Origin of the sequence: Rhodococcus sp. 66b, assembly GCF_002076325.1 — a bacterium.
Classification (GTDB): Bacteria; Actinomycetota; Actinomycetes; order Mycobacteriales; family Mycobacteriaceae; genus Rhodococcus_F; species Rhodococcus_F erythropolis.
In genome coordinates this window covers 381,183-407,209 of record NZ_MUZB01000005.1, presented here as the reverse complement: position 1 = coordinate 407,209, position 26,027 = coordinate 381,183, and the positions used below count along the sequence as shown (strand labels likewise).

The following is a 26,027-nucleotide window of genomic DNA, read 5'->3' as shown; positions in this document are numbered from 1 at the left end:
TACGCACAATTCAACTGCGAAGCGCGAGTGCAACCTCGAGGTCGTCGTTGGTCAACATCATGTTGATCCCCGCTCCAGCCTTCGCCCCGGCGGCTGCGGCCATGATGACCTGGGCACCCGGGTCGACGACGTTGCCCGCAGCGAACACGCCGGGCACGCTCGTCGCCCCCATCATGTCGACTGTGACGAAATCGCCCATCATCGTCTCAGCGCGCTGCGCGCCGAATGCGCGCAAGATCGCATCGTTGGGGTCCATCGTGAGAGCGCCACCGACAAAGACCGCCGAACGCGCGACCACAGTGCCGTCGGCCAACCGCACGCCCACCAACCGATCATCCTCGACGACGGGACCAGCGATCTCACCCTCGACGATCGAAATATCGCGAGCTGCAAGCTTTTCCCGATCTTCGCAACTCAGTTCGGTGATTCGATGGAGGAAGAGAACTACGTCGTCGGACCACTGGCGAACCATGAGGGCCTGGTGCATCGCAAATTCCGCGCTCTTGGCGATCACGCCAAGCGGCTGATCGCGCACGCTGTACCCGTGGCAGTACGGGCAGTGCAACACGTCGCGGCCCCAACGCTCGCCGAAGACTTCGAGTTCGTCCGGCAGGCGGTCCGTCAGACCCGTTGCAACGAGGACTTTGCGCACCTGAATCTTGCTGCCGTCAGCCAGTTCTACCGAGAATTTCTCGCCGTCCCGTGTCACGGAGACAACGGTGCCGTCATGGAACTCGCCGCCGAATTTGCGGACCTCACCTCGGCCGATGGTCAACAGTTCGGCGGGGTTCATGCCGTCGCGGGAGAGGAATCCGTTCATGTGATCGGCGGCCGCGTTCCGTGGTGATCCGTTGTCGAAGACGATCACGGACCTGCGTGCCTGACCAAGGATGAGTGCGGCGTTCAGCCCCGCCGCGCCGGCTCCGATTACTGCTACGTCGAATGAGTTCTGCGTCATGAATCCAGAATGACAAGAGATCGCGTTCTTGACAAACACTGTTGCCACTTTGGCAAAATAGATCCATGACCGAAACATCGTTCGAAGCCGTTCTAGCCGGCATCGGCCCTCGCCTACGTGCGTTGCGCCAGCAGTCCGACATGACCCTTGCCGACCTGTCGGAGACCACCGACATCAGCGTCAGCACACTCTCGAGACTCGAATCCGGTACTCGGCGAGCCAACTTGGAGTTGCTGCTGCCGATCGCCAAGGCACACGGCGTCCCGTTGGACGACCTGGTGAACAGCAAGATCAAGGACCCCCGCGTTCGAGAAGAACCGCGAACGGTCGGATGCATGACGGTCATTCCGCTGACCAGTCAGCCCGGCAACCTCCAGGCCTACAAGATGATCATCTCGCCCACCGACGACGATCGCGAACCGGGATCCCACGAGGGCTACGAGTGGGTCTACGTTCTGTCCGGGCGCATCCGACTCCAACTCGGCGACCGGGATTTCATCATGGGGGCAGGTGAGGCCGCCGAGTTCGACACCCACATTCCGCACCGCATCAGCGCTGCCGACGGCCGACCTGCGGAGGCGATCAGTCTCTTCGGGAAACAGGGCGAGCGTGTTCACCTACGCGCAGCGCCGGCCGACAGACGCGGCTGAAACACTAGGACTGAAAACGCTGGAACTCGAAAGAATCTAGGCGCCCGCGACGGCAATCATGCCGACTGCCGCCAGCGCCAACAGCATTCCCGCTTGTTGCACGCGGCTTACCCGCTCGCCCAGCATCACCATGGCGAGCAGAACCGTCGCAGCCGGATACAGCGAACCGATCACGCTGACCAGTGAGAGCATTCCGCCTTGGAAGGCGTAGATCATCGTCCCGTTCGCGACGACGTCGAGGACGCTGACGTACACCGCGAGTTTGAGTGGCTCGCCTCGTGGGAGAACGAAGTGACCGGCCGCCAGCGCGACCAACCACACCACGACGGTCGCGGCGCCGCGAGATACGGCCAACGCCCACAGTCCGCTGCCCTCGCCGATCTGGTGAAGTGCGATGAACGAGAGAGCAAATGCGCCGCCGCTTCCGACGGTCAGAAGCGCCACTTGCCTGGTGAAGCGGAGAGTGATTCCGCCGGCAACCTCACCCGCGGTGTCGTCAGGCGACTCGCGGCTGACCAGGACGACGGCGACCAGCGCGACGGCAATACCCAGGTACGCGATCAACCCCGGCCGCTCACCGAATGCGAATCCGACGAGCACCGGAATACCCGCCACCAGAACAGCTGTCAGCGGCGAAACCACCGACATGGGGCCAGTTGCCAGCGCGAGATAGAACCACCACACCGCCAGACCACTCGTGACGCCCGCGATCGCGCCCCAGATCAAACCGTTCAGCGTCAGCGTCCCGGAAACGAAAGGTGCTGCGATCAGAACGATGACGAGCGAGAGCGGATACGAGACGATCACCACACGCAGTGCGGCAACTCGTCGTGATGCAACTCCCCCGACGAAGTCGCTGACTCCGTAGGCAACTGCCGCCACGAGGGCAAGCAGGATGGAGGTCAGCGCATGCCCTTGATACGACGACCGAGCTCGCGGGTCACCTCACGCTCGGCGGTCCGCTTGGCCATGTCCTGGCGCTTGTCGTAGTCCTGCTTACCCTTTGCCAGCGCGAGTTCGACCTTGACCTTGCCGTCGTTGAAGTACATCGACAGCGGAACCAGTGTCTGGTTTCCCTCGCGGGTCTTGCCGACGAGGTGCTCGATCTCACGCTTGTGCAGCAGGAGCTTTCGGGTGCGGCGCGGAGAGTGGTTGTTCCACGTGCCTTGCGTGTACTCCGGAATGTGCAACGAGCGCAACCACACTTCGCCGTTGTCCACGGTGGCGAACGCATCGACGAGCGACGCCTTGCCTTCACGCAGACTCTTGACCTCGGTCCCGACGAGCGCGATACCGGCCTCGTAGGTGTCGATGATCGTGTAGTTGTGGCGTGCTTTGCGATTGGTCGCAATGACCTTGCGGCCCTTTTCCTTCACTGTCCGGGCCTCTCAGTCCGCTGTCTTGCTGTCGAATGGTTCTTGCTGTTCCAGCATAGAAGCTCGTGCAAACCGATTATTCGCGGACGTACAGACGCAGTGTCACGTACGCCGTCACCGCGGCCATTCCGACGCCGGCAAGCACGAGGATCGGCGAGACGAACAGCACGTCACTGTTGGAGATCCGCGCCACGATGTTGGCTTCGTAGACATCGGACAGGACCCCGTCGATGAAGACATTCTTCGCCGTGAACAGTCCGGCAATGGCGAGCACCGCACCGATCAAGGCCGCCACGACGGCTTCGAGGAGGAACGGAAGCTGGGTGTACCACCGCGTCGCGCCGACCAACCGCATGATGTTGACCTCGGTACGACGCGTGAACGCGGCGATCTGGACCATGTTGGCGATCAGCAGGATGGCCGCGATCGCCTGGACGATCGCGATCGCGAACGCTGCGTTGCGCACTCCGCCGAGCACGCTGAACAGTCGGTCCACCAACTCGCGCTGATTGAGCACACTCTCGACGCCGGGCCTCGAACCGAAGGTGTCGTTGATGACGCCGAATCGCTCCGGGTCACTGAGCTTGACCTTGAACGACGCCGGGAAGCTGTCCGGGCTCACCAGCGCTGCCAGCTCGGGCTGGTCCTTGAACACGCGCTCGGTGGCATCCTTCACGGCGTCTTCGCGGTTGAGGTACTGAACCGCGACGACGGACGGAGTCTGCTCGAGTTCCTTGCGCAACGAACTGCAGATCTCCTGCTCGCAACCGGGATCAGCCGAAGAGATGTCGTCGGTCAGGAAGATCTGCACCTCGACGCGTTCGAGGAAGATCTGCTGGGTCTTGCCTGCCATCTGCACGACCAGCAGACCACCGCCGAAGAGACCGAGGGAGATTGCCGTCGTCAAGATCATGGCGATGGTCATCGTGATGTTGCGGCGTAGGCCGGTCAGGACTTCGCTGAAAATAAAGCTGGCGCGCATCGGGGAATCCGATTCCTTTTCGAGAGGCCGGTTGTTTCACGACAACCGGTGGGCGTACGGGACGTGTGGTCGTAGTCGGCGCTACCTGCCGACGCCGTACACACCCCGCGCTTCGTCTCTGGTCACCTTGCCGAGATCGAGTTCGATGACGCGTCGACGCATGGAGTCGACGATGTGGTGATCGTGGGTCGCCATGACGACGGTGGTGCCTGTGCGGTTGATCCGCTCGAGCAGCAGCATGATGTCCTGGCTCGTTTCGGGGTCCAGGTTGCCGGTGGGCTCGTCGGCGAGCAGCACGAGCGGGCGGTTCACGAATGCGCGGGCGATGGCGACGCGCTGCTGCTCACCGCCGGAGAGTTCGGTGGGCAGTCGATCGGCTTTGCCGGCCAGACCGACCATGTCGAGGACCTCGGGCACAGTGCGCGCGATGACGTTGCGGGGCTTGCCGATGACTTCCAACGCAAAGGCGACGTTCTCGGACACCGTCTTCTGCTGAAGCAAGCGGAAGTCCTGGAAAACACAGCCCATGCTCTGGCGAAGCTTCGGCACGCGGCGGGCCGCCAACTTGTTGACGTGGAAATCCGCGACCTCGATGTCACCGGACGTGGGCGACTCCATCTTGAGCAGCAACCGCATGAACGTCGACTTGCCAGAGCCGGAGGGGCCGATGAGGAAGACGAACTCCCCCTTCTCCACCTCCACGCTGACTTTGTCGAGCGCCGGCCTGGTGGAGGCCTTGTAGGACTTCGACACATTCTTCATGCTGATCACAACTAGCCAGTCTAGCCGTTATCTAACGGTGACCTTGGCGCCACGCGCGAGCACCCTCGTCCTTATCCGGTACCGGTGGTCGCAGGTGACTGTGGCACCGACGTCGGTGCCTGCATTGCCGCGCCAGGTTGCGGGACGGTCGTCGTCGCAGGAGTCGTCGGCACCGTGGTCGCGGACTGTTCGGCGTTTCCCGGAGCAGGCGCTGGACCAGAAGTCGGCGTCGGAGAACCGGAGCTGCCCGTACTCGATTCCGAGGACGGAGCCTCGGAGGTGATCGTCTGCTCGGTCGAGGACGGCACGGGGGTCGTCGTCGACGGTTTGACCGATGGAGCGATGTACGGCTCGGTGACGGACGTGTCGACGCTGGGCGGCGGAGTTGCTGCCGTTTCCTCCGGATTGAGGTACGTGTGCAGCAGATACGTGAGGATCCAGGCGACCACGAGAATGAACGTCGAGGTGCGCATCCGGCCACCGAAGAGCCGTGACGGAAGCCAGTCCAGGTGAATCAGGCGGTCGAGTCCGCGGCGCGGTTCCTGATCGGTCATTCGCTCGCCTCCTCGGTCCGTGCGGTGTGCAGATCCGGTGACACCGTGATCCCCTGACGTCGCAGTGCTGCGGCGACGCGGACACGAAGTGCTCGCCCGACCTGGAATTGTTTGCCAGGCAGCGTGCGCGCAACCATCCGCACATTGACCTGATCGACCTCGAGGCTTTCGACGCCCATGACAGTGGGCTCGTCGAGCAGCAGTTTCTTGAGTCCACGGTCAGCCATCGCGTCGACTCCGACCTGACGAAGTACCTCGTTGACCCGGGTGAGGTCGGCAGTCGCCGGAACCGGAACGTCGATGACGGCGCGTGCCCAGTCCTTGGACAGGTTGGTCGCTTTCACGATCTGACCGTTGGGAACGGTGATGACCTCGCCGTCGGAGTTTCTCATCCGCGTCACGCGCAGGGTCACGTCCTCGATGACACCTTCGGCGTCGTCGGAGGAGCCGGTGATCGCAAGCCGGACGGTGTCACCGAAGCCGTACTGGCGTTCGGTGATGATGAAGAAACCGGCAAGAATGTCCTGCACGACGCGCTGTGCACCGAAACCGAGCGCCGCACCGAGCACAGTTGCCGGCGCCACCAGACTTCCGATCGGCAAGTTCAGTTGGTCGAGAACCTTCAGCGTCGCGATCACGTAGATGAACGTGATGACCACCCAGGTGATGACCTGCGCGACCGAGTGGCGATGCTTGGTCGCCTCGGAGCGAACCAGCGCATCGCCCAACTGATAGTTGGAGTCGATCTGGTCGGTGACCTTGTTGCCGCCCCAACTGACCAACCGGGCGAGAATCATCGCGCCGAGCACGGTCATGAGGACGGACAAACCGGTGGTTTGAAGCCAATCGAGCAGGTTCTGCCCAGGTCGAAGTAAAGTCATCGTGCCTTTCGGTATCCGAACGCTATGCGGACTGGTTCTCGCTCATGCGCCAGCGGATGCCGGCCTCGAGGAACCCGTCGATGTCGCCGTCGAGCACTGCCGACGGGTTGTTGACCTCGTACTCGGTACGCAGGTCCTTGACCATCTGGTACGGATGCAGAACGTAGGAACGCATCTGGTTGCCCCACGAGCTGCCGCTGTCGCCCTTGAGCGCATCCATCTCGGCGCGCTCTTCCTGACGCTTGACCGCGAGCAGCTTTGCCTGCAGGACGCGCATCGCCGACACCTTGTTCTGGAGCTGCGACTTCTCGTTCTGACAGGTGACGACGATTCCCGTCGGGATGTGTGTGAGTCGAACGGCGGAGTCAGTGGTGTTCACGGACTGACCACCCGGACCGGACGAGCGGTAGACGTCGACGCGGATGTCGTTCTCGTTGATCTCGATGTGGTCGGTCGTCTCGACGACCGGCAGTACCTCGACCTCGGCGAACGACGTCTGGCGACGCCCCTGGTTGTCGAAGGGACTGATGCGAACGAGCCGGTGGGTGCCCATCTCGACGGACAGCGTTCCGTAGGTGTACGGGCCCTTGATCGCGAACGTCGCGCTCTTGAGTCCGGCTTCTTCGGCGTACGACGTGTCGTAGACCTCGACGCCGTAGTCGTGCTTCTCCGCCCAGCGGATGTACATACGCATGAGCATCTCGGCCCAGTCTGCGGCGTCGATTCCGCCGGCGCCGGAGCGGATGTTGATGAGTGCGTCGCGCTCGTCGTACTCGCCCGACAGCATGGTCTTGACTTCCATCGCCGCGATGTCGTCACGCAGGCTCGCCCGCTCGGCGTCGGCATCGGCCACCGCGTCGGGGCCTTCGTCTTCTGCCAGTTCGTAGAGGATCGGCATCTCGTCGAGCCGCTCGCGCAGTGCAACGATGCGGCGAAGCTCCGCCTGGGCGTGGGAGAGCTGGCTGGTGACTTGCTGGGCGTGTTCCTGGTCGTTCCACAGACCGGGGTCGGCCGCCTGGTGCTCGAGCTCGTCGATGCGTCGGCGCAGCTCCTCGACGTCCACAACCGATTCGCAGGTGCGAAGGGTGGTGTCGAGGGCGTTCAGGTCTGCAATTACGTCGGGATGCACGGTTCTCAAGGCTACCGGGTGCCGACCTGGGCTCTGCTGTGCGTCACCCTGTCTGCTCCCCCGTGCGTCACCTATTGGGATCACCGCGACTGGAAGCCTTGCCAACCAGGGTCCGAGGGAACCTACTGGAGTGATGACTGTCACCGACGAATACCTGCAGAACAACGCCGCCTACGCCGAGCAGTTCACCGGTCCGCTCCCCCTCCCACCCAGCAAGCACGTTGCCGTTCTCGCCTGCATGGACGCCCGCATCGACGTCTATCGGGTGCTGGGGATCCAGGAAGGTGAATCGCACGTCATCCGCAATGCGGGTGGAGTCGTCACCGACGACGAGATCCGATCCCTCGCCATCAGCCAGCGTCTGCTGGGAACTACCGAGATCATCCTCATCCACCACACCGACTGCGGAATGCTGACGTTCACCGACGACGACTTCAAGCGATCCATCCAGGACGAGATCGGCATCAAACCCAACTGGGCTGCCGAATCGTTCCCCGACATCGACGAGGACGTCCGTCAGTCGTTGAAGCGCATCGAGAACAGTCCGTTCGTCACCGCGACGACCTCCCTACGCGGATTCGTCTTCGACGTCGCCACCGGAAAGCTGAACGAAGTCCTCCCCGTTTGAGCCGGTAGGTTGTGTACCCGTGACCGATCGCGCATCCGACCTCGCACTCGCCCTCCGTATCGCCGACGAGGCTGACGCGATCACTCGCGCCCGCTTCGGTGCGCTCGATCTTCGAGTCGACGACAAGCCGGACCTCACCCCTGTCTCCGACGCTGACCTCGCTGTCGAGCGTGCAGTGCGCGCGACACTCGGTGAGCACCGACCGGAGGATTCCGTACTGGGCGAAGAATTCGGCGGCGACGCAGTCTTCGAGGGCAGGCAGTGGGTGGTCGACCCCATCGACGGGACCAAGAACTTCGTCCGCAACGTACCGGTGTGGGCCACGCTGATCAGCTTGCTCGAGGACGGCGTCCCCGTCATCGGCGTCGTGAGTGCACCCGCCCTGAATCGGCGATGGTGGGCTGCAACAGGTTTGGGCGCACATACGTCCTTCGGGGACAGTGATGCGCGGGCGATCCAGGTATCCGCCGTCGATCGCAGCGAGTCAGCGAGCTTGAGCTTCTCGAGCCTCTCGGGGTGGAAGGACCGCGGAATTCGCGATCAGTTCGTCGAACTCACCGACCACGTCTGGCGCGTGCGCGGTTACGGGGACTTCTTCTCCTACTGCCTCGTGGCCGAAGGCGCCGTCGACATTGCTGCCGAACCCGAGGTTTCCCTGTGGGATCTGGCAGCGCTCGACGTATTGGTCCGTGAGGCCGGCGGCGCGTTCACCGATCTGGACGGCGGCGCAGGTCCGCACGGCGGCAGCGCGGTCGCCACCAACGGACTGCTGCACGAAGACGTTCTGGCCCGCCTGCGGTAACACCCGAGTACCAGAACATCCCACCCGCCGCAAGGGTCCGAGGGAGGAGTTCCGACAGGCCCGTCGGCAGGATTCGGCACGACATCTCGGCCCGTTGACTGGAAGTAGTTGATCACGCACTACTTCCAGGAGAACGATGAACCGGATTTCCAGGCGCACGATTCTGTTCGGTCTGGCCGCAGCGCCCCTCGGGCTCGCGGTGGGCTGCGGCGCCGACCCGGCAGCGAAGAGCGCCACGTTGGCGGTGGCCGGAACTTCGCGTCCGCTACCGATTCCGCCCCTTGCCGAATCCACCGTCGACGACGCAGGTGTTCGCCACTTCACACTTCGTGCCGGTACCGGAACCACCGAGATCGTCGCGGGAAAACTCACCGACACTTGGGGTTTCAACGGATCCATTCTGGGGCCCACCGTCCGCGCCGAACGCGGAGAATCTGTCGCATTCACGATCGACAACACACTGGCAGAGCCCACGACCGTCCATTGGCACGGCATGCATCTGCCCGCCAGATACGACGGTGGCCCGCACCAGACCATCGAAGCCGGGGGACGCTGGGAACCGGCGTGGACGATCGGTCAGCCGGCGTCGACGCTCTGGTATCACCCACACCCGCACGGATCCACCGAACGGCACGTGCAGCGCGGTCTTGCCGGACTGTTCCTGATCGACGATGCCGACACGCGGGCGCTGGACATCCCCAAAACCTATGGTGTCGACGATGTTCCGCTGATAATCCAGGATCGTCGATTCTTCACCGACGGCAGCTTCGACGAATCAGATCCGACCGACATCGGCCTGCTCGGCGACACGATCGTCACCAACGGCATCTCCGACGCCTACCTCGACGTCACCACCGGAGTCGTCCGGTTGCGCATCCTGAACGGCTCTTCCGGCCGTCTCTACAACCTGGGGTTCCCCGACGACCGCACGTTCGATCTGATTGCCACCGACGGCGGACTGCTCGAATCACCGATTGCGATCAAGCGGATTCAGCTCAGCCCCGGCGAACGAGCCGAGATCGTGGTTCGCGTCGACCCCGGTGCGACGACCACACTGGTGTCGTTCCCGATCGAGGACGGCGGTGGCGTGAGTTCCTCCGACGCCGAGAACTTCGGCATGAACGACCGCTTCGACATCATCGAGCTGCGGGGGGTTGCCAGCCGTGCGTCACGGTCGACTCTCCCGGCGCAGTTGGCCGTACTGCCGCGTCTCGATCCGTCGAAGGCAAGCGTTTCCCGAACCTTCGATCTGCAGTGGTACATGATCAACGGGCAACGAATGGACATGAACCGCATCGACTTCGAGGCCGAGGTCGGCGCGATCGAGGTGTGGACGATCACCAACAAGGACAACTGGCCACACAATTTCCATGTCCACGACGTACAGTTCCAGATCCTCGACGTCGACGGTCGCACTCCCCCGCCGCACTTGCGCGGACTCAAGGACACCGTCTACACACCGCCGGGCAGCAGGGTTCGCGTCGCACTGCAGTGGACCGAGTACACCGATCCCACGTTCCCGTACATGTTCCACTGCCACCTGCTGATGCACGAGGACCAAGGGATGATGGGCCAATTCCTCGTCCTCGAACCGGGACAGAAGGCGGCTCCGATGCAGATGGACATGCCGATGGACATGCCGATGCCTGGTTCGCACTCCGGTCACTGAGAGTTCTGCAAGTGGTACACAGCGAGGCGAACCCGATTGTCGCAACCGGTCTTCGACATCAGGTTCGCCACGTGCGTCTTCACCGTGGTCACACCCAGATGCAGTGAGTCTGCGATCTCCTGATTGCTCTTCCCTTCTGCCACCAGTGCGAGGACCTGCGATTCGCGATCGGTCAGCGGAACCCTCGCTGTCACCGCAGTGTCTCCGATACCACCGATCACCGCTCGATCCACAACGCGGCGGAGAAGTTCCGGAGTGAACACCATCTCGCCCTCGGCGACCCGCCGAATGGCGCCGAGCAGCTCGGCGGGTTCGGTGTCCTTGACGAAGAACCCCGAAGCCCCCGCGGCGAGGGCGGGATACAGATGATCGTCGTCGTCGAAGGTGGTCAGCACGAGAATGCGTGCTCTTCGACCGGCCTTGACGATCTGCTGCGTGGCACCGATCCCGTCCAGCCCGGGCATTCTCAAGTCCATCAGAATCACGTCGGGATCCAATTCGGCAGCGAGTGCTACCGCCTCGACGCCGTTCGACGCCTCACCGGCCACGGTCATGTCCTCGGCTGCCGCGCACAGCATCCGCAAACCGGCGCGCACCAGTCGCTGGTCGTCGACGATCAGCACGCTGATCACGAGACACCGCCCGAGACAACCAGTGGAATACTCACGTGCACTTCCCATTTCCCGTCACTGTTCGTGCCGGCGGTCATCTCGCCGCCGACCAACTCCGCGCGCTCCTGCATTCCCACCAGGCCATGACCTGCATTCCGGGGCGATCCCTCGACGTCGTTGACAACCCTGACATGCACCCGGTTGTCATCGCGACCGACCGAGACCGATACCAGCCCCTTCTTGTCGCCATGCTTCATGACGTTGGTCAGTGATTCCTGAATCACCCGCAACAGCGTCAGCCTGCCGATCGCATCGAGATCGGCTGCGCCTGACTCGGCATTCCCCTGCGTGTCGAAGACCGACTGCACCTCGAAACCCGCCGCACGCACACGATCTATCGCCGCCCCGATTTCCGCGTCGACGGCATCCGGCTCGACCAGAGCGACCTCACCGAGCGAAGGATCACGAAGTGCGACCAGAAGCCGACGGATATCGGCCAACGCATCCGACGCCGTCGCACGCACATCCGCGAGGACCTCACGCACGGCCTCGTCCTGGGGCGCCAAGACATGTTGAGCCACGCCGATTCTCAGGACGATCGATGCCATGTGGTGTGCAACCAGGTCGTGCAGTTCGCGGGCGAGCGCACTGCGCTCCGCAGCGCGGGTCTGCGCAAGATTGTTCGCGGCCAATTCACGCTGCGAGCGCAGATACAGTCCGAGCAGCAGTGGCAACCCCACGTACGCAAGCACTTTCACAGCCGTGGTGACCGAGAAGAATGCTTCGTGAGATTCGAACCAGATCCCCGCGAGCACCGAACCGCACCATCCTGCTGCCGATACGGCAACCATTTCTCTGCGCTCGGCCCGCATCGTGACGTCGACGACGGCGACAGCTCCGAGATACGGAACAAGTTCGGACAGCCCCCAGGCGTCGGCGACGAACATCGGAACGGCGAGCGCCGAGATGGCCAGGGACGCGAAGACCGGCCATCGACGGCCGGCGACGAAGGCGAGCGCCGACAGCATCGACAGTATCCAGTAGGTGACGGGAACTCGATACTCCCCCGGATACGTGCTGGCGATCAACAGGCACGGGACCACCACCAACGGCGCGTAGCGCATATATCGCTGTATCCGATCTGGCACCTCTGTCCGGCTCACCCCTCGAGCCTATGACGCGCATCATTTCGCGGTTTCTCGACAACAGACCTTACTGATGAGTAAGATAAAAATCGTCCAACGCCCCAACACCGAGAAACAGCTGGTGATCATGACCAAGCAAGACAGTGTTGCCCCCGACAAGAGCGCTCAGCGCAGCGAATCGGGCGCGCAGCGCGGCGGCGCCAAGGGTGCGCCCCGCGACACGTCCGCCGTCGGCCTGAACCCGATCAAACGCGACGCCATGGGCGCAGCCATGCGTGTGCTTACCAAGATCACCGGTTCGGAACTGGCCGAGAAGTTCAATCTGCGTCAGACCATCGATCGCGTGACCTACGAGGGCACCAAGACGGGCTTCAAAACCCTGGGTGCCGCCACTCGAGGATTCCAGAAGGTCTCGGGCAACGGTGCACCCAAGCGCCTGCCCGACAACCCGAGCAAGAACGCCGACTACTTCGATCTCACCCCGGACGACGACCAGAAGATGATCGTCGAGACGGTGCGTGAGTTCGCGGCCGAAATCCTGCGTCCCGCGGCCTACGACGCCGACGGCGCAGCTCAGGCCCCCGCCGATCTCTCCAAGCGCGCGGCCGAGCTCGGTATCACGCTGATCAACGTTCCCGAAGAACTCGACGGAGCAGCCGCCGATCGCGGCGCAGTCACCAATTCTCTTGTTGCCGAGGCACTTGCGCACGGAGACATGGGACTTGCACTTCCGATCCTCGCACCGAGCGGTGTTGCAGTTGCACTGACGCAGTGGGGCACCGACGCGCAGCAGAAGACCTACCTTCCGGCCTTCACCGGCGAGCAGGTCCCCGGCGCAGCAGTGGTGGTCAACGAACCACGCGCACTGTTCGATCCGTTTGCCCTGCAGACCAAGGCAGTGCGCTCCCCCAGCGGCTACAAGCTCAACGGCGTCAAGAGCTTGGTGCCCGCTGCGGCTACGTCCGAACTCTTCGTCATCGCCGCGGAACTCGACGGCAAGCCGTCCTTCTTCATCGTCGAATCCGACACCAAGGGACTCGTCGTCGAAGCAGATCCCAGCATGGGTCTGCGCGCCGCCGGCCTGGGTCGCCTGATCCTCACCGACGTCGCTGTGTCGGAGTCCGCACTGCTCGGCGACGGTGACGGCGAGCAGCGTAAGGCCGAATACGCCGACGCGATTCGCCTGGCTCGCCTCGGTTGGGCGTCCATGGCCGTCGGCACCAGCCAGGCAGTTCTCGACTACGTGATTCCGTACGTCAACGAGCGCGAAGCGTTCGGCGAGCCGATCAGCCACCGCCAGGCGGTTGCCTTCATGGTCGCCAACATCGGCATCGAACTCGACGGACTGCGTCTGGTCACGCTTCGCGGCGCTTCACGCGCCGAGCAGGGCTTGTCCTTCGCTCGCGAATCCGCTCTGGCCCGGAAGCTGGCTTCCGAGAAGGGCATGCAGATCGGCCTCGACGGTGTGCAACTCCTCGGTGGACACGGGTTCACCAAGGAACACCCGGTCGAGCGCTGGTACCGCGACCTCCGTGCCATCGGCGTTGCCGAGGGCATCGTCCTCATCTGACGCCGCTGAACTTCCAGGAGAACCACGATGATCAACCTCGAACTTCCCAAGAAGCTCAAAGCATCAGCGAACCAGGCACATCAGGTCGCGGCGCAGATCTTCCGACCCATTTCACGTAAGTACGATCTCGCTGAGCACGAGTATCCCGTCGAGCTCGACACCATGGCCGCCATGGTCGAAGGCCTCTCCGATTCCGGTGGAGACATCGGCGGCGCCAGCGGCGGACGGTCCGACGCGAGCGCCAAGGGCGGCAACGCCAACGGCGGCAACATGTCTGCGCTCCTCAACTCGCTCGAAACATCTTGGGGCGACGTCGGACTCATGCTCTCGATCCCCTACCAGGGGCTCGGCAACGCCGCGATTGCCGCAGTGTCCACCGACGAACAGCTCGAACGTTTCGGCAAGGTGTGGGCCTCGATGGCCATCACCGAACCGAGCTTCGGTTCCGATTCGGCCGCAGTGACCACCACCGCCGTTCTCGACGGCGACGAGTGGGTTCTCAACGGCGAGAAGATCTTCGTCACCGCCGGTGAGCGTTCGACGCACATCGTCGTGTGGGCGTCGGTCGACAAGTCGAAGGGCCGAGCGGCCATCAAGTCGTTCGTCGTTCCGCGTGACGCACCGGGCCTGAGCGTTGCTCGCCTCGAGCACAAGCTGGGCATCAAGGCCTCCGACACCGCAGTACTCCTGCTCCAGGATTGCCGCATTCCCGCGGACAACATCCTCGGCAGCCCGGAGGTCAACGTCGAGCAGGGCTTTGCCGGCGTCATGCAGACGTTCGACAACACCCGGCCCCTCGTTGCAGCCATGGCCGTCGGCGTCGGACGCGCGGCTCTCGAAGAACTGCGCGGCATCCTGACCGAAGCCGGTGTCGAGATCTCCTACGACACACCGGTCTACAACCAGCATGCAGCTGCAGCCGAGTTCATCCGTTTGGAAGCCGACTGGGAGGCCGCGTACCTGCTGTCTCTGCGCGCGGCGTGGATGGCGGACAACAAGAAGCCGAACTCGCTCGAAGCGTCCATGTCCAAGGCGAAGGCCGGCCGCACCGGCACCGACGTGACGCTCAAGGCAGTCGAGTTGGCCGGAACCTACGGCTACTCGCAGCGCCCGTTGCTCGAGAAGTGGGGCCGCGACTCGAAGATTCTCGACATCTTCGAGGGCACCCAGCAGATCCAGCAGCTGATCGTCGCACGCCGCCTGCTCGGAAAGTCGTCCGCCGAACTGAAGTGACGGTCGCACTGAAGTGACGGTCGCACAGACCCGATCCCGAAACACTCCGCCCCGCCACCTTTCGAGGTGGCGGGGCGGACTGCTCGGTCGCCATCGTGAAACTTCACCACCGAAACCTGATTGCCCATTAGTGTGTAATCAGTCCTACAACGACGCTCGGAAGAGGTTCACGTATGCCCGGATTGGTCACCAAGGTCACTGACACCATCGGCGCGGCGGGGGTCATGTTCCGAGCCGGACTCGTCCCGTTCCCTCGCCTTGATCGCGGTCTCAAATCCATTGCAGCCGTGGACAAGTACGGACCCTTTGCCGGGCCGGTCCATGCACACGCCGAGAACGGCTACGACGCGGTGGCGATCATCGACGAGCGCGGACCCATCACCTATGCCGAGCTCGAGCGTCAGAGCAACGCGTTGGTCCGGGCGTGGCAGGCCGACGGCATCACGTCCGACTCGGTCATGGGTGCGATGTGCCGTAACCATCGAGGCTTGGTCCTGACCATGCTGGCGGCAGCGAAGAACGGAACAAAGCTCGTTCTCATGAACACGGGCTTCGCACGGCCCCAACTCGTGGACGTCGCCGCGCGTGAGAAGGTGGTCGCCTTTGTCTACGACGACGAGTTCGCGGACATCGCCGATGCCTTGCCGGACGACGTCGTCGTCTATCGTTCCTGGCCAGAGGGCACGGCCGCGGACGGTTCCACGGCAACTACTCTCGACGAGGCCATCGCCGGACGCACCACGTCGTCGGTGCCGGCACCCGAGAAGAACGGTGGCTTCGTCCTCCTCACCAGCGGCACAACGGGAACTCCCAAAGGCGCGCCGCGTGGCCACACCTCCCCTCTCGCGTCGGCACAGTTCCTCGACCGCGTGCCGTTGCGCCGCGGACAGACCATGATGATGGCGGCCCCCGCCTTCCACGGAACCGGCGTCTCGCAGTTCGCTCTCGCGTTGGCGCTCGGCCAGACCGTCGTCATGCATCGAAAGTTCGACCCGGAGAACACGATCAAACTTGTCGCACAATACAAGTGCGACAGTCTGGTCGTGGTCCCGACGATGCTCACTCGGATCATCGACCTCGGTCCCGACGTGCTGTCCAAGTACGACACGTCGAACCTGAAGATCATCTTCTCGGCAGGTTCGTCACTCTCACCCGATCTGTGCAAGCGAGTCACGGCCTCGTTCGGCTACGTCCTCTACAACCTGTACGGATCCACCGAGGTCGCGGTGGCGACAGTCGCGACTCCCGAGGATCTGACCATTGCGCCGGGAACCGCGGGCCGCGCGCCGGTGACCTGTCACGTCGAACTGTTCGACGAGAACAACAAGAAGATCACCACCCCACACACGATCGGCAGAATCTTCGTCGCCAGCGGGCTGAGCTTCGAGGGATACACCGACGGGCGTGACAAGGAACGTATCGACGGACTTCTCTCGACCGGCGACGTCGGACACTTCGACGCCAACGGCCTCCTCTTCGTCGACGGCCGCGACGACGACATGATCGTCTCCGGTGGCGAGAACGTCTACCCGCTCGAAGTCGAGAACCTGCTCGCCGATCGAGAGGACGTCTTGGAAGCGGCAGTCATCGGAGTCGAGGACGCCGACTTCGGGCACCGCCTGCGAGCGTTTGTCGTCGTCGCCCACGGCGCCGACCAGAACTCCGATGAGCTGAAGGATCACGTCCGGTCGAATCTCGCGCGCTACAAGGTTCCCCGCGAGATCGTCTTCATCGACGAACTTCCCCGCAACGCCACCGGAAAGCTGTTGCGCCGCGTCCTGATCGAGATGGAGATCAGCGAAGACTGAGCACAGTCACAAAGCGCTGAGCGTCCGGATCAGTTCCGCCTCGTCGACGCGAGTTGAGTGCCCGTCGCGGAGCACGACCTCGCCCGCAACCAACACCGTGTCCACGATCTGACGACTGCCCGTCGTGAGAATGGACGCGCCCGGATCTCGCACCGGGAGGCAACCGAAGTCGCGTTCGAACCGAATCATGGTGAGGTCGGCGGGATCGCCCACGGAGATCCCGCCAGACCTGGCCGGCAGACCGAGTGCTGCGTTTGCACCGCCGGATGCGATGTCGATCATGGCTTCGAAGCCGAGCAGGTCGGCGCGGCCGCGCGCGGCTCGCTGCACGTAGGCGCCGGTGCGCAGCGTCTCGAGCATGTCCTGAGTGTCGTTGCTGGCTGCGCCGTCCACACCCAACCCCACCGCGATCCCCGCGTCGACGAAACTCGGGACGGGCGCGATTCCGCTACCGAGGCGCATGTTGCTGACGGGGTTGTACGACACTCCGACGCCGCGTTCCGCCAGCACCTTCTGACCACGGTCGTCGAGTTCCACGCAGTGGACCGCCAGCACCCGGTCCCACAAGAACCCATGGGAATCGAGGTAGTCGACCGCGTTCATGCCCACGTGTTCGGTACACATCGTGTTGTCGGTCTGCGTCTCGAGCAGGTGAATCGAGACCGTCAGGTCGCGAGCCTGCGCGAACTCACGCACTTCCGACATCCCGTCCGGGGTCAGCGAGCGCGGGTTCGGTACCGCGACTGCCACGTCAATGCGGGAACCGGCGACGTCCCGCATCATCTGATCCGTATGTGCGAGAACATCTCCGAGTGGTTGCATGAGCCGCGGATCGAAGCCCCACTTCCTCGTCTTGTCCGCCCGGTCTGCGGTTCCGCGTCCCAGCACGGCACGAATCCCGGTGTCGTGCAACGCCCGGATCACGGCATCGTGAACCTCGCTGGACGGGTGCGGCCACATGTGTTCGACCAGGGTCGTCGTACCGCTGCGCAATGCCTCCAGCGAGGCTGCGACAGTGGCCGTGTATGCGCGCTCGGGAGTGATCTGAACCGACTCTTCTGCGACCGCGAGTAGCCATTCGAGAAGCGGTGTCCCTTCGGCGATCCCCCGCATCAGTGACTGCTGAAGGTGCGTATGGGTGTTGACGAACCCAGGGATCAGATACGCCCCCGATCCGTCCACACTTCCAGGTGTGGCGGTGCCGGTCGACTTCTCGATCGATTCAACCACCCCATTCGAGACGACGACGTCGCGGCCGGTCAGCCATTGCCCGCCGCTGTACAACGTCACGTCCCGGATGATCGCGTCGGTCATGTTCTTGGGCGCGGTAGTCATCGCCAGTTCTCCTGAAAGTGTGTGACGGAACGGATACGGATCAACGCGCGAAGTTCGCGCGTACTCGCTGGTCGATGTAGTCCTCGGCGGTGATCGGCGGGTACTTGCCCGCCGGCCCCTCGATGGTCACGTCGCGGTTCGCCTGAGCGAAGAACGCGAGGCTGTAGCGGGCTCCCCGATAGTCGGTGACTCCGGGACTCTTGACCCGGTGGAAGTTCGACGGCAGGACATCATCACTCCATCTCATCAGCATGTCGCCGATGTTGCAGGTGATCGCTTCCTCGGCCGGCACCACCGACGTCCATTCCTGGGTGTCCATCTCCTTGCCCGGGCACAGTTGCAACCCGCCCTGACCGTCACGCTGGAAAAGCAATGTCAGGCAATCGAAATCGGTGTGCGCTCCGGCACGCCACATCCCTTCGACATCTGCGTCGGGGGCAAGGGGGAAGTAGTGGAGTAGTCGCAGTGTGCTCTGGTAGGTGGCCACCGACGGGTCATGTGCCCTGGTGAAGAAGTCTCGTTCGAAGCCCAGCTTCTCGGCGAAGCACGACAACAGCTCCATCGCAATGCCCCAGCACTTGGCTTCGAAGTCCAGGATCGTTTCGCGGAATCCACCCAATTCGTCTGCAGTGGGCCACAGATCACCCATATGCGGGCGGGTCACCTGGTAGGACTCTTTCTGATCAGGTGTTCCGATGGACGGACGCACCTGCGTCATGCTCTCCCAGCCGGAGTTGAAACCCTTCTTGAGCGGATACTGCGCTTTGACCTCACTGGGCAGTGCAAAGAATCGCTCGGCCGCCGCGAAAGCCTCGCGGACCTGGTCCAGATCGATTCCGTGATTGACGATTTGGAAGAATCCGATGTCGGTCGCTGCCGACCACAACTCCTCGGCGATCTCGCTGCGCCGGTTCTCGAAATCCGAGAGATCGATTCTTCGGACCTCGCGGTCGGTGGTCTCCGTGCCCAGGCCACCCATGCGGGTCTCGCGGTTGAGTTCTGTCATGTCGTACGTCATTTGCTGTGAGCTCCTTCAGCGGATTCCGATGGACCGATCGGTGAACTTGTCGGTGTAGATCTCTTCTGCAGTCAATGACTGCGGTATCGCCGCACCCCCGGCGTTCAGGATGGGCTTCAGTTCTTCGACGGTGTGAGCGACTCGCGTCATGTCGAACGTGCCGACGGATCCGTCTGCCTCGTTCGCGATCAGGCCTTTCTCTTTCAGGAGCTGGGCACTGAATGCTGCTTCACCCTCGGTGTAGGGAGAGAACGACACGTCCTGCGAGACGACGTCGACAATGGCAGCATTCGCCGCATCCGGCGCAGTGATGTAGTCCGCGGTGGCCTGCTGAATGATCGGAACCAGCTTGCTCAAACACGGCGAGAGTGTGTCGACCTTGTCGGCACGAACCGAAACATTGGACGCGTAGATGTCGAAACCCGAATCTTTCAGCAGGTCATAGGAAACCGGCTTGTCCCACGCCGGCGTCTCCTTCTCGTACGTGTACGGTTCCGAATTCGCGAATCCTTGCTGAGCGATGGTCGGGTCACCGACAAATCGCGAGGGAGCTCCGTCGTAGCTCGTGTCGAGCTGAGACTGCTTCAGTAGTCCTTTCGCCACGAGCCACTGCGGAAAGAGTTGCTCCTTGGAAACGACGACACTCGCGTCGGACTTGCCGATATCGGCAACACTCGTCCAGTCCGGATGAGACTCTTCGTCCCACATGAGGATTGCCGGGCTGTATTTGAGCAATGGCGTGACGGCCACAACGGGCTGACTTGCCGCTGCCGCGATCACCTGATCCCCGTGCACCAAGCCGAGAGTGATGGAATCGTCGACGTACATCTGGGAGCTGACGGATTGGAACCCGATTGCCGGTCCCCCGGCCCGCAAGGTCAGGTCGACTCCGGTGTCCTTCCCTCCGGCGACAAGAGTCCCACTGACGGACTTGTCGTCGGTGTCGACCGAATAGCCGGGACCGAGCATCTCGAAGAGCGCTCCCATATCCGACTGTGGCTGCCATTGGAGTTGAACCACAACGTTTTCCGGACAGAGACCCGCAAGGTTCTGCGCCTCGGCAGCTGGTTCGAGAGATTCGGCTTTCGCCGTCTCAGCCTCACTGGAACTGCACGCAGTCAATCCGATGGCTGCACAGATGGCCAGTGCCGCGCCCGCCGCTCCCACACTTCTGCGATTGGAATGCACCTTGCGATTTGAATACACAGCGTCTCCTTCGTGAAAACAATTGGGATGTGGGCGAACCAAGAAGGGCGATCCGATGAGCACACTCTGCAGCACGTGGATTACATGCAATCGCCTCGTTGTTTCCATCAGGTAACGCGCGCCAGGATTCTCGCTTCACCTGCAATGTCACCTCACATTTACATTCAGCAATCTAGGCGACATACATGCAATTCAAGATAGTTCCTACATATTGAAGAACTTTTGCATGCATTACCGAACCGGAGGCTCAGATGGAACTCGCGAACACGATGCAGGATGCCGACGCTCGCAAGCTCACCGCGCCGATGCAGATGGTCTTTTCCGATGTCGTCAAGAAGTTCGATACCGGCACTGTCGCGCTGGACGGCATCGATCTGGACGTGGAGCGAGGAGACTTCGTCGCCGTGGTCGGACCCTCCGGCTGTGGCAAGTCGACTTTGTTGCGCATGGCGGCCGGCCTCGAGCGACCGACCAGTGGTGCGGTTGCCCTCGACACCGAATCAGTTGGCTTCATCTTCCAGGAGCCGACTCTCCTCCCCTGGCGAACCGTGCAGGCCAACGTCGAATTATCGGCCGAACTCGGTGGCGGCGACAAAGCAGCGCGAAAGTTGCGCGCCGACGAGGCAATCCGCGCAGTCGGCCTTGCGGACTTTGCGAAACAACTGCCCAATGCACTGTCAGGCGGAATGAAGATGCGTGTCTCGTTGGCGCGTGCGCTCACCCTCGCACCTGCTGTGATGCTGCTCGACGAACCTTTTGGTGCGCTCGACGAGATGACACGACTGGAGATGCAGGTAGAGCTCCAAAGGCTCTACACCGACAAAGGGTTCACCTCGATGTTCATCACGCACTCGGTATCCGAGGCCGTGTACCTCGCGAACAAGGTGGTCGTCATGACCGCCAGGCCTGGACGAATACATTCGGTCGTGGACATCGATTTCCCGTACCCGCGTAGCCCGGAACTGCGCTACGACGCCCGATACACCGAACACGTCGCCGAGATCTCGGCCAGCCTCCATGGGAGCTCACGATGACCGAAGTCCTTGCAGTACAACAGGGCACCACTGTACGCAATACCGCCGTTCGTACTGATTCTGCGACCACGGCGCAAGCACAGGCACAGTCCGGACGGCCCTCTCGAATGAGAGCGCTCGGCACCTTCCTGCTCTATCCGCTGCTCTCACTTGCCGGCGCGGTCGCAGCGTGGTCGATCGTCAGCTACCTCGTTCTCTCCCCGGAACGTCGATTTCTCCTTCCGCCGCCGAGTCAAGTACTGACGAAGTCGCTACTCGACTGGAAACACCTCTCTCCCATGCTCGAAGCCCTCGCAGTGACGGCACAGGTTGCGCTGGTCGGCTTCGTCGTCGCGGTGGCAGTCGGCGTCGGAACCGGCGTGCTGATGAGCCAGGGCCAAGTGGATCGAGCGGATCGTCTATCCATATGCCGTTGTGCTGCAGGTCATTCCCATCCTCGCCATCGTCCCCCTCATCGGGCTCTGGTTCGGCTACGGCATGACCGCGCGCACCCTGGTGTGCGTTCTCATCGCAGCCTTCCCGATCATCACCAACACACACTTCGGGTTGCAATCGGTCGATCGCGGACTGCACGAACTCTTCACCCTCGGCCGCACCTCGCGTTGGGATCGACTGGTGAAACTCGAACTGCGAGCGGCAATGCCGGCCATTCTCACCGGCATCCGCACCGCCTCCGGCCTTGTTGTCGTCGGTGCCATCATCGGCGACATGTTCTTCGCCAAAGGACAACCCGGGATCGGGACCCTGCTCGACGTCTACCGAAGCCGCCTTCAGTCCGAGGATCTGATCGCCGCGATCGTGATCGCGTCGGTGTTCGGCGTCCTCGTCTTCTCTGCCTTTGGATTCCTCTCACGTGTGCTCGTCGGTAAGTGGCACACGTCCGGCCGCAAGGACCTTAAATGACCCACGAAATTCCCGCCTTCGAAATCCCTACGATCGATATCAGCCCGTACCTCACCGGCGAGGCATCGGCTGCAAACGCCACCAACAGCACTGCCTGTGCGGAAGTGGCAGCTCAACTCGATCGCGCGTGCCGGGAGGTCGGATTCATACAGATTGTCGGACACAGCATTCCACGATCGGCGACCGACGGACTGGCCGACGCTCTCGACGAGTTCTTTGCTCTCCCACTGACGGTGAAGAACAACTATCGCCGTCCCTCGTCCGAGAACCGTGGCTACTCTCCACCGAAGTCGGAATCACTCAGCATGAGCCTGGGCGTCGCCGCTGCGAACCAGATGAACGATTTCTACGAAGCAATAGTCGTGGGCACAGAGGTGAGCGACTATCCGGGCGTCGACCTACCCGAGTCCAGCTACGCCGCCAACACTTGGCCTGAGGCCGCGCCCGGATTCCGACCGGCAATCGAAGAGTATTTCCGTCATGCCCAGGGCTTGGCACGAATCCTGATGTGCGCCTTTACCGACGCCCTCGGATTGCAGCCCGAGTACTTCGATTCGATGCTCGACCATTCGATCGACGCGATGAAGATGAACAACTACGCACTGCCTGAGGGCGAGATCCGCATCTCCGGCGACATGACGGGAATGGGCGCTCACACCGACTTCGGAATCTTGACCATCCTGTGGGCAGATCAAGTTCCGGGCCTTCAAGTTCTGAGTGCCGATGGCGTATGGCACGACGTCCAACCTGCCGACGGCGCACTCTTGATCAACCTCGGCGACGCAATGGCACGCTGGACGAACGACCGATGGCGCTCGACAGTGCACCGCGTCGACCCACCTATCGTCGATGGTCAGATCATCCGACGTCGCTCTGCCGCATTCTTTTTCGACGGAAACTACGACGCCGTCATCGAAGCACTGCCAGGGACTCTCGAACCGGGCGAGGTGGGATACCCGCCGATCACGATCGCCGAGAACATCGCGGCCAAAGTGGCCGGACTGAAAGGCGCGACGGCGCCCGAGGTCGACAGTCGCAGCGCTGACCGGGTGCGCGCCGCCGGATAGCGCTCCCGGGTACCGTCGATATCGTGCAGGATCGAAGTGAGGACAAGATGACCACCACCGAACGAGCTTTGCTCACCGAGTCCGTGCACGAGACGCTTCGAGAACTGATCTTTTCGGGAGAGCTGGCGCCGGGGACACCACTGAGTGTTCCCGCGCTGGCGAGCAAGCTCAATGTCAGTCGAACGCCGGTCCGCGAGGCCGTGCAGCAGTTGATCTACGAGGGCATCGCGGTCCACACCCGAAATGCTGGTGCAAAAGTCGATTCGCTTGACGCAGAGTCTCTGCGCGCGGTCTTCGAGGTGCGTGAGGTACTCGACGGTCTCGCGGCGTTCAACGCGACGGCCAATGCCACGCATGAAACCGTGTCACAGCTGAACAAGATGGTGCAGGTGCAACGCGAACTTCTCGAGAGCCCGCCGGATCAGCGTCGCGATTCGACGCTGGACCTCGAGTTCCACACCTTGATTCGTGAGACTGCATGCAATCACCCGCTCAGTGAAGCCCTACATCGTCTCGACGGACAGTCACATCTCTACCGTTCGGACATGTGGAGCCTCGAGCTCAATCGGCGGATCGCCGTCACCGAGCACGCTCGTATAGTCGCGGCAATCGAATCGGGTGACGCCTTGGGAGCGAGAACTGCCGCGAGCGCGCATGTGGCCGGTCTACTCGTCCGAACAACCCGGACCTGAAGCTTTACCGAAATGACGGGAACAACGTGTCAGGCCAGGTGATGTCGCCGTCGTTCTCGTCCACGAACGTACCGACACAGTCGCGCCCCAAAGCGCTGATCGCTCCCGAGATGACCTCTGGATGCTCGAGCTCGGTGAGATGGTCTGCTCCGGTTCCGACCCCGGGAACGCCATCGACGTACACCCGGCACTGGCCCCCGTCCAACCGACCGTCCGCCCACTCGCCCGAGCTCTGCACCACCGAATAGTAGGCAGATCCAGGAGTGTCCTCACCGGCATTGAGCTTGGCGAGAACTTCGGAGAACATGCAGGTGTCGTAACCGTCGGCAGGGCCTTGTACGCAGCCACCGGGGCTACCGTACTGCGGAGCACCGATGGCGACGAATGAATCCACTACTTCGGAGCCACCGAGGAACTTCGCGTAGTACCGGGAGCTCAGTCCACCCGCACTGTGCGCGATCACCCCGACGGAGTCAGCGCCGGCAGCGTAGGAGCGAATCGAATCGGCAATCAGCTCGGCGTCGGCCGCAATCATCTTGCCGGGTGCGTCGACGAAGTGTGTCTCGTAGCCCGCAGCGCTCAGTGCCTCGTCGAGGGCGCGGTAGGTCGCCTGGTTCGTTTCTCCCGAGTTGTAGAGCTGCTGCCCTGGAACGATGAAGACCACGCGCTTCGCATCTGTGATCCGCCCACCGGCGGCAGCGCTTCCTGCCGAGAACGCCAGAGCGGTGGTCACCAGCGAAGTAGTCACCGCCATCGCCAAAAGAATCTTCGAGAGTCGCACGTCGCCACCCTACGACGGCTGCGCACAAAAAGGACCGCCGCACTGGAATCCAGTGCGGCGGTCCTTTTCTAGTAGCGGGGACAGGATTTGAACCTGCGACCTCTGGGTTATGAGCCCAGCGAGCTACCGAGCTGCTCCACCCCGCGATGCATTGACAAAGTTACACGAGCAGATGAACGGAACGCAAATCGCCTGCGCTGGAGCGAAATACACGCCTGAAAGTCGAAGAATCGGGTGACTGGGTTCACAAAATGCCCGTGAGCATCAACACATAACAAGCATGTAACGAACGTACCTCGAAACGGCATCGGAAAGGCTCTACCAGCACAAACGCCGAAAATCCTGGATGGGAGAAGACCAGGTGGTCCGGAAAATCGCGAATCGACCCTCGTTCAGCGCTCCCGTACGGTCGGTCCCGGCCCGAATCAACCGGGCGAACGCCGACCCGCCGCTGCTCCACTCTGCCCCGCGGGATCGGAACCCCCGAAACCTTCGAGGGGCAGAGACACGGAGAGACAAGCGCCCGGGAAAGTCAGCATCATCGCCGACCCGCAGGCCCGCCGATGTCAGCAAGCGCGGAGAGGATTTACCCCGACATGACGTACACCAGCATCAGCAAGCGTGCATTCGGCACATTGGCAGTAGCCGGCGCACTTGTCGCAGTGCCCCTCACCATGAGCACCGGCACCGCTTCCGCAGCCACCCACAACTGGGACGGCGTCGCACAGTGCGAGAGCGGTGGCGACTGGAACATCAACACCGGAAACGGCTACTACGGCGGCCTGCAGTTCTCGCAGAGCACCTGGACCGCCAACGGTGGCACCGGCTCGCCCGCCAACGCTTCCAAGGAAGAGCAGATCCGCGTCGCCGAGAACACCCTGCAGAGCCAGGGCCCCGGCGCATGGCCCGTCTGCGGCCAGCGTCTGACCGTCGCAAGCGAGCCGGCAGTCGAAGAGGCTCCCGCCGCAGCACCGGCTCCCGTCGCCGAGGCACCCGCAGTTGCTCCCGCCGTCGAAATCCCGGCCGAGCTCAAGCCCGCCGCACAGCAGGCTTACGACACCGCTCGTGACCTCGCCGGCCAGTACGGATTCGCCGCACAGTTCCAGCAGCTCTCCGACGCCAACGCACCGATCGTTGCAGCACTGCGCTGATTCAGCTCATACAGCTTCACTGAGCACACAAGAAGGCCCACCATCCGATCGGATGGTGGGCCTTCTGCTATTCATGAACTGA

25 protein-coding genes, 1 tRNA gene and 1 pseudogene are annotated in these 26,027 nt (G+C 62.6%); 12 read left to right on the top strand and 15 right to left on the bottom strand.

The genetic code is table 11. The features are described 5' to 3' along the window. Positions 1–10: 10 nt before the first annotated feature. Complete coding sequence (locus B0E55_RS12175; RefSeq protein ID WP_037134367.1) at positions 11–958, bottom strand: NAD(P)/FAD-dependent oxidoreductase; 948 nt, start codon at positions 956–958, stop codon at positions 11–13. A 65-nt stretch (positions 959–1,023) separates the two neighbouring features. On the opposite strand from B0E55_RS12175, the gene B0E55_RS12170 reads away from it, so the two are divergent. Then, on the top strand, positions 1,024–1,608 hold the full coding sequence (locus tag B0E55_RS12170; protein WP_007731290.1) for a helix-turn-helix domain-containing protein: 585 nt from the start codon (positions 1,024–1,026) through the stop codon (positions 1,606–1,608). Positions 1,609–1,644: 36 nt separating this feature from the next. Here B0E55_RS12170 and B0E55_RS12165 read toward each other — a convergent pair whose 3' ends face one another. From B0E55_RS12165 to prfB, 7 genes are all read right to left on the bottom strand, one after another. Continuing rightward, positions 1,645–2,502, bottom strand: coding sequence for a DMT family transporter (locus tag B0E55_RS12165; RefSeq protein ID WP_075832889.1), 858 nt, complete (start codon positions 2,500–2,502; stop codon positions 1,645–1,647). An 8-nt stretch (positions 2,503–2,510) separates the two neighbouring features. Then, positions 2,511–2,984 (bottom strand): SsrA-binding protein SmpB, encoded by a 474-nt coding sequence (smpB, locus tag B0E55_RS12160; RefSeq protein WP_003942330.1) that lies wholly within the window; start codon positions 2,982–2,984, stop codon positions 2,511–2,513. Between the two features lie 76 nt (positions 2,985–3,060). Next, a complete protein-coding gene (gene ftsX, locus B0E55_RS12155; protein WP_003942367.1) occupies positions 3,061–3,966 on the bottom strand; it encodes a permease-like cell division protein FtsX in 906 nt (301 codons plus the stop codon). An 81-nt stretch (positions 3,967–4,047) separates the two neighbouring features. Next, a complete protein-coding gene (gene ftsE, locus B0E55_RS12150; protein ID WP_020969258.1) occupies positions 4,048–4,728 on the bottom strand; it encodes a cell division ATP-binding protein FtsE in 681 nt (226 codons plus the stop codon). A 71-nt stretch (positions 4,729–4,799) separates the two neighbouring features. After that, positions 4,800–5,282, bottom strand: a complete 483-nt coding sequence (locus B0E55_RS12145; protein ID WP_080909765.1) for a hypothetical protein — start codon at positions 5,280–5,282, stop codon at positions 4,800–4,802. Beyond that, positions 5,279–6,163 carry a mechanosensitive ion channel family protein gene (locus B0E55_RS12140; RefSeq protein WP_019747849.1) on the bottom strand — a complete coding sequence of 295 codons (885 nt, stop codon included), beginning with the start codon at positions 6,161–6,163 and terminating at the stop codon, positions 5,279–5,281. Before B0E55_RS12140 ends, B0E55_RS12145 begins: the two co-directional genes overlap by 4 nt. A 22-nt stretch (positions 6,164–6,185) precedes the next feature. Beyond that, positions 6,186–7,292: a peptide chain release factor 2 gene (gene prfB, locus B0E55_RS12135; protein ID WP_003942364.1), complete on the bottom strand. Its 1,107-nt coding sequence runs from the start codon at positions 7,290–7,292 to the stop codon at positions 6,186–6,188. Between the two features lie 133 nt (positions 7,293–7,425). Between prfB and B0E55_RS12130 the strand changes: the two genes are divergently transcribed. The 3 genes from B0E55_RS12130 (at position 7,426) to B0E55_RS12120 (ending at position 10,391) form a co-directional block, all read left to right on the top strand. Continuing rightward, entirely contained in the window at positions 7,426–7,920 is a 495-nt protein-coding gene (locus B0E55_RS12130; protein WP_019747848.1) for a beta-class carbonic anhydrase, read from the top strand. Between the two features lie 19 nt (positions 7,921–7,939). Beyond that, entirely contained in the window at positions 7,940–8,722 is a 783-nt protein-coding gene (gene hisN / locus B0E55_RS12125) for a histidinol-phosphatase (RefSeq protein WP_019747847.1), read from the top strand. Positions 8,723–8,858: 136 nt separating this feature from the next. Beyond that, complete coding sequence (locus B0E55_RS12120; RefSeq protein ID WP_080909764.1) at positions 8,859–10,391, top strand: multicopper oxidase family protein; 1,533 nt, start codon at positions 8,859–8,861, stop codon at positions 10,389–10,391. Here B0E55_RS12120 and B0E55_RS12115 read toward each other — a convergent pair. Both B0E55_RS12115 and B0E55_RS12110 read right to left on the bottom strand, forming a co-directional pair. Next, positions 10,385–11,023, bottom strand: coding sequence for a response regulator (locus B0E55_RS12115; RefSeq protein WP_021334335.1), 639 nt, complete (start codon positions 11,021–11,023; stop codon positions 10,385–10,387). The genes B0E55_RS12120 and B0E55_RS12115 overlap by 7 nt on opposite strands. Beyond that, positions 11,020–12,126 carry a sensor histidine kinase gene (locus B0E55_RS12110; RefSeq protein WP_046378357.1) on the bottom strand — a complete coding sequence of 369 codons (1,107 nt, stop codon included), beginning with the start codon at positions 12,124–12,126 and terminating at the stop codon, positions 11,020–11,022. The genes B0E55_RS12115 and B0E55_RS12110 overlap by 4 nt, the downstream gene beginning before the upstream one ends. A gap of 142 nt (positions 12,127–12,268) precedes the next feature. Between B0E55_RS12110 and B0E55_RS12105 the strand changes: the two genes are divergently transcribed. The 3 genes from B0E55_RS12105 to B0E55_RS12095 all read left to right on the top strand — a co-directional run bounded on the left by B0E55_RS12105 (position 12,269) and on the right by B0E55_RS12095 (position 16,758). Next, the gene (locus tag B0E55_RS12105) at positions 12,269–13,717 is read left to right on the top strand and encodes an acyl-CoA dehydrogenase family protein (RefSeq protein ID WP_080909793.1); all 1,449 of its coding nucleotides are present in this window, start codon (positions 12,269–12,271) and stop codon (positions 13,715–13,717) included. Between the two features lie 27 nt (positions 13,718–13,744). Continuing rightward, on the top strand, positions 13,745–14,950 hold the full coding sequence (locus B0E55_RS12100) for an acyl-CoA dehydrogenase family protein (RefSeq protein ID WP_003942363.1): 1,206 nt from the start codon (positions 13,745–13,747) through the stop codon (positions 14,948–14,950). Positions 14,951–15,123: 173 nt separating this feature from the next. Further along, on the top strand, positions 15,124–16,758 hold the full coding sequence (locus B0E55_RS12095) for an acyl-CoA synthetase (protein ID WP_080909763.1): 1,635 nt from the start codon (positions 15,124–15,126) through the stop codon (positions 16,756–16,758). A gap of 6 nt (positions 16,759–16,764) precedes the next feature. Here B0E55_RS12095 and B0E55_RS12090 read toward each other — a convergent pair whose 3' ends face one another. Genes B0E55_RS12090 through B0E55_RS12080 form a run of 3 tightly spaced genes read right to left on the bottom strand, consistent with a single transcriptional unit; the run spans position 16,765 to position 20,278 of the window. Continuing rightward, a complete protein-coding gene (locus B0E55_RS12090; protein WP_080909762.1) occupies positions 16,765–18,093 on the bottom strand; it encodes an amidohydrolase family protein in 1,329 nt (442 codons plus the stop codon). 40 nt (positions 18,094–18,133) lie between these two features. Beyond that, positions 18,134–19,111 (bottom strand): isopenicillin N synthase family dioxygenase, encoded by a 978-nt coding sequence (locus B0E55_RS12085; RefSeq protein WP_080909761.1) that lies wholly within the window; start codon positions 19,109–19,111, stop codon positions 18,134–18,136. Between the two features lie 15 nt (positions 19,112–19,126). After that, a complete protein-coding gene (locus B0E55_RS12080; protein WP_443216808.1) occupies positions 19,127–20,278 on the bottom strand; it encodes a nitrate ABC transporter substrate-binding protein in 1,152 nt (383 codons plus the stop codon). A 290-nt stretch (positions 20,279–20,568) separates the two neighbouring features. Between B0E55_RS12080 and B0E55_RS12075 the strand changes: the two genes are divergently transcribed. The 4 genes and pseudogenes from B0E55_RS12075 (at position 20,569) to B0E55_RS12060 (ending at position 24,013) form a co-directional block, all read left to right on the top strand. Beyond that, on the top strand, positions 20,569–21,351 hold the full coding sequence (locus B0E55_RS12075) for an ABC transporter ATP-binding protein (protein WP_019747838.1): 783 nt from the start codon (positions 20,569–20,571) through the stop codon (positions 21,349–21,351). Next, positions 21,348–22,254 (top strand): annotated as a pseudogene (locus B0E55_RS12070) (ABC transporter permease). Before B0E55_RS12075 ends, B0E55_RS12070 begins: the two are co-directional and overlap by 4 nt. After that, positions 22,251–23,321, top strand: a complete 1,071-nt coding sequence (locus B0E55_RS12065; RefSeq protein WP_080909760.1) for an isopenicillin N synthase family dioxygenase — start codon at positions 22,251–22,253, stop codon at positions 23,319–23,321. Before B0E55_RS12070 ends, B0E55_RS12065 begins: the two are co-directional and overlap by 4 nt. 47 nt (positions 23,322–23,368) lie before the next feature. Further along, positions 23,369–24,013, top strand: a complete 645-nt coding sequence (locus B0E55_RS12060) for a GntR family transcriptional regulator (protein ID WP_020907137.1) — start codon at positions 23,369–23,371, stop codon at positions 24,011–24,013. 4 nt (positions 24,014–24,017) lie between these two features. Here B0E55_RS12060 and B0E55_RS12055 read toward each other — a convergent pair whose 3' ends face one another. Both B0E55_RS12055 and B0E55_RS12050 read right to left on the bottom strand, forming a co-directional pair. Next, on the bottom strand, positions 24,018–24,794 hold the full coding sequence (locus B0E55_RS12055; RefSeq protein WP_080909759.1) for an esterase/lipase family protein: 777 nt from the start codon (positions 24,792–24,794) through the stop codon (positions 24,018–24,020). Between the two features lie 72 nt (positions 24,795–24,866). Then, positions 24,867–24,940 (bottom strand) — tRNA-Met (locus B0E55_RS12050). Positions 24,941–25,390: 450 nt separating this feature from the next. Here B0E55_RS12050 and B0E55_RS12045 point away from each other — a divergent pair. After that, on the top strand, positions 25,391–25,945 hold the full coding sequence (locus B0E55_RS12045; protein ID WP_019747833.1) for a transglycosylase family protein: 555 nt from the start codon (positions 25,391–25,393) through the stop codon (positions 25,943–25,945). Positions 25,946–26,027: the final 82 nt, after the last annotated feature.

Coding starts and splice junctions, on each gene's coding strand:
- B0E55_RS12075 (WP_019747838.1), top strand. CDS start 20,569: ATGGAACTCGCGAACACGATGCAGGATGCCGACGCTCGCAAGCTCACC.
- B0E55_RS12045 (WP_019747833.1), top strand. CDS start 25,391: ATGACGTACACCAGCATCAGCAAGCGTGCATTCGGCACATTGGCAGTA.
- B0E55_RS12100 (WP_003942363.1), top strand. CDS start 13,745: ATGATCAACCTCGAACTTCCCAAGAAGCTCAAAGCATCAGCGAACCAG.
- B0E55_RS12175 (WP_037134367.1), bottom strand. CDS start 958: ATGACGCAGAACTCATTCGACGTAGCAGTAATCGGAGCCGGCGCGGCG.
- B0E55_RS12090 (WP_080909762.1), bottom strand. CDS start 18,093: ATGACTACCGCGCCCAAGAACATGACCGACGCGATCATCCGGGACGTG.
- B0E55_RS12170 (WP_007731290.1), top strand. CDS start 1,024: ATGACCGAAACATCGTTCGAAGCCGTTCTAGCCGGCATCGGCCCTCGC.
- B0E55_RS12060 (WP_020907137.1), top strand. CDS start 23,369: ATGACCACCACCGAACGAGCTTTGCTCACCGAGTCCGTGCACGAGACG.
- B0E55_RS12120 (WP_080909764.1), top strand. CDS start 8,859: ATGAACCGGATTTCCAGGCGCACGATTCTGTTCGGTCTGGCCGCAGCG.
- B0E55_RS12065 (WP_080909760.1), top strand. CDS start 22,251: ATGACCCACGAAATTCCCGCCTTCGAAATCCCTACGATCGATATCAGC.
- B0E55_RS12095 (WP_080909763.1), top strand. CDS start 15,124: ATGCCCGGATTGGTCACCAAGGTCACTGACACCATCGGCGCGGCGGGG.
- B0E55_RS12130 (WP_019747848.1), top strand. CDS start 7,426: ATGACTGTCACCGACGAATACCTGCAGAACAACGCCGCCTACGCCGAG.
- ftsE (WP_020969258.1), bottom strand. CDS start 4,728: ATGAAGAATGTGTCGAAGTCCTACAAGGCCTCCACCAGGCCGGCGCTC.
- B0E55_RS12140 (WP_019747849.1), bottom strand. CDS start 6,163: ATGACTTTACTTCGACCTGGGCAGAACCTGCTCGATTGGCTTCAAACC.
- B0E55_RS12110 (WP_046378357.1), bottom strand. CDS start 12,126: ATGCGCTACGCGCCGTTGGTGGTGGTCCCGTGCCTGTTGATCGCCAGC.
- B0E55_RS12085 (WP_080909761.1), bottom strand. CDS start 19,111: ATGACGTACGACATGACAGAACTCAACCGCGAGACCCGCATGGGTGGC.
- B0E55_RS12145 (WP_080909765.1), bottom strand. CDS start 5,282: ATGACCGATCAGGAACCGCGCCGCGGACTCGACCGCCTGATTCACCTG.
- ftsX (WP_003942367.1), bottom strand. CDS start 3,966: ATGCGCGCCAGCTTTATTTTCAGCGAAGTCCTGACCGGCCTACGCCGC.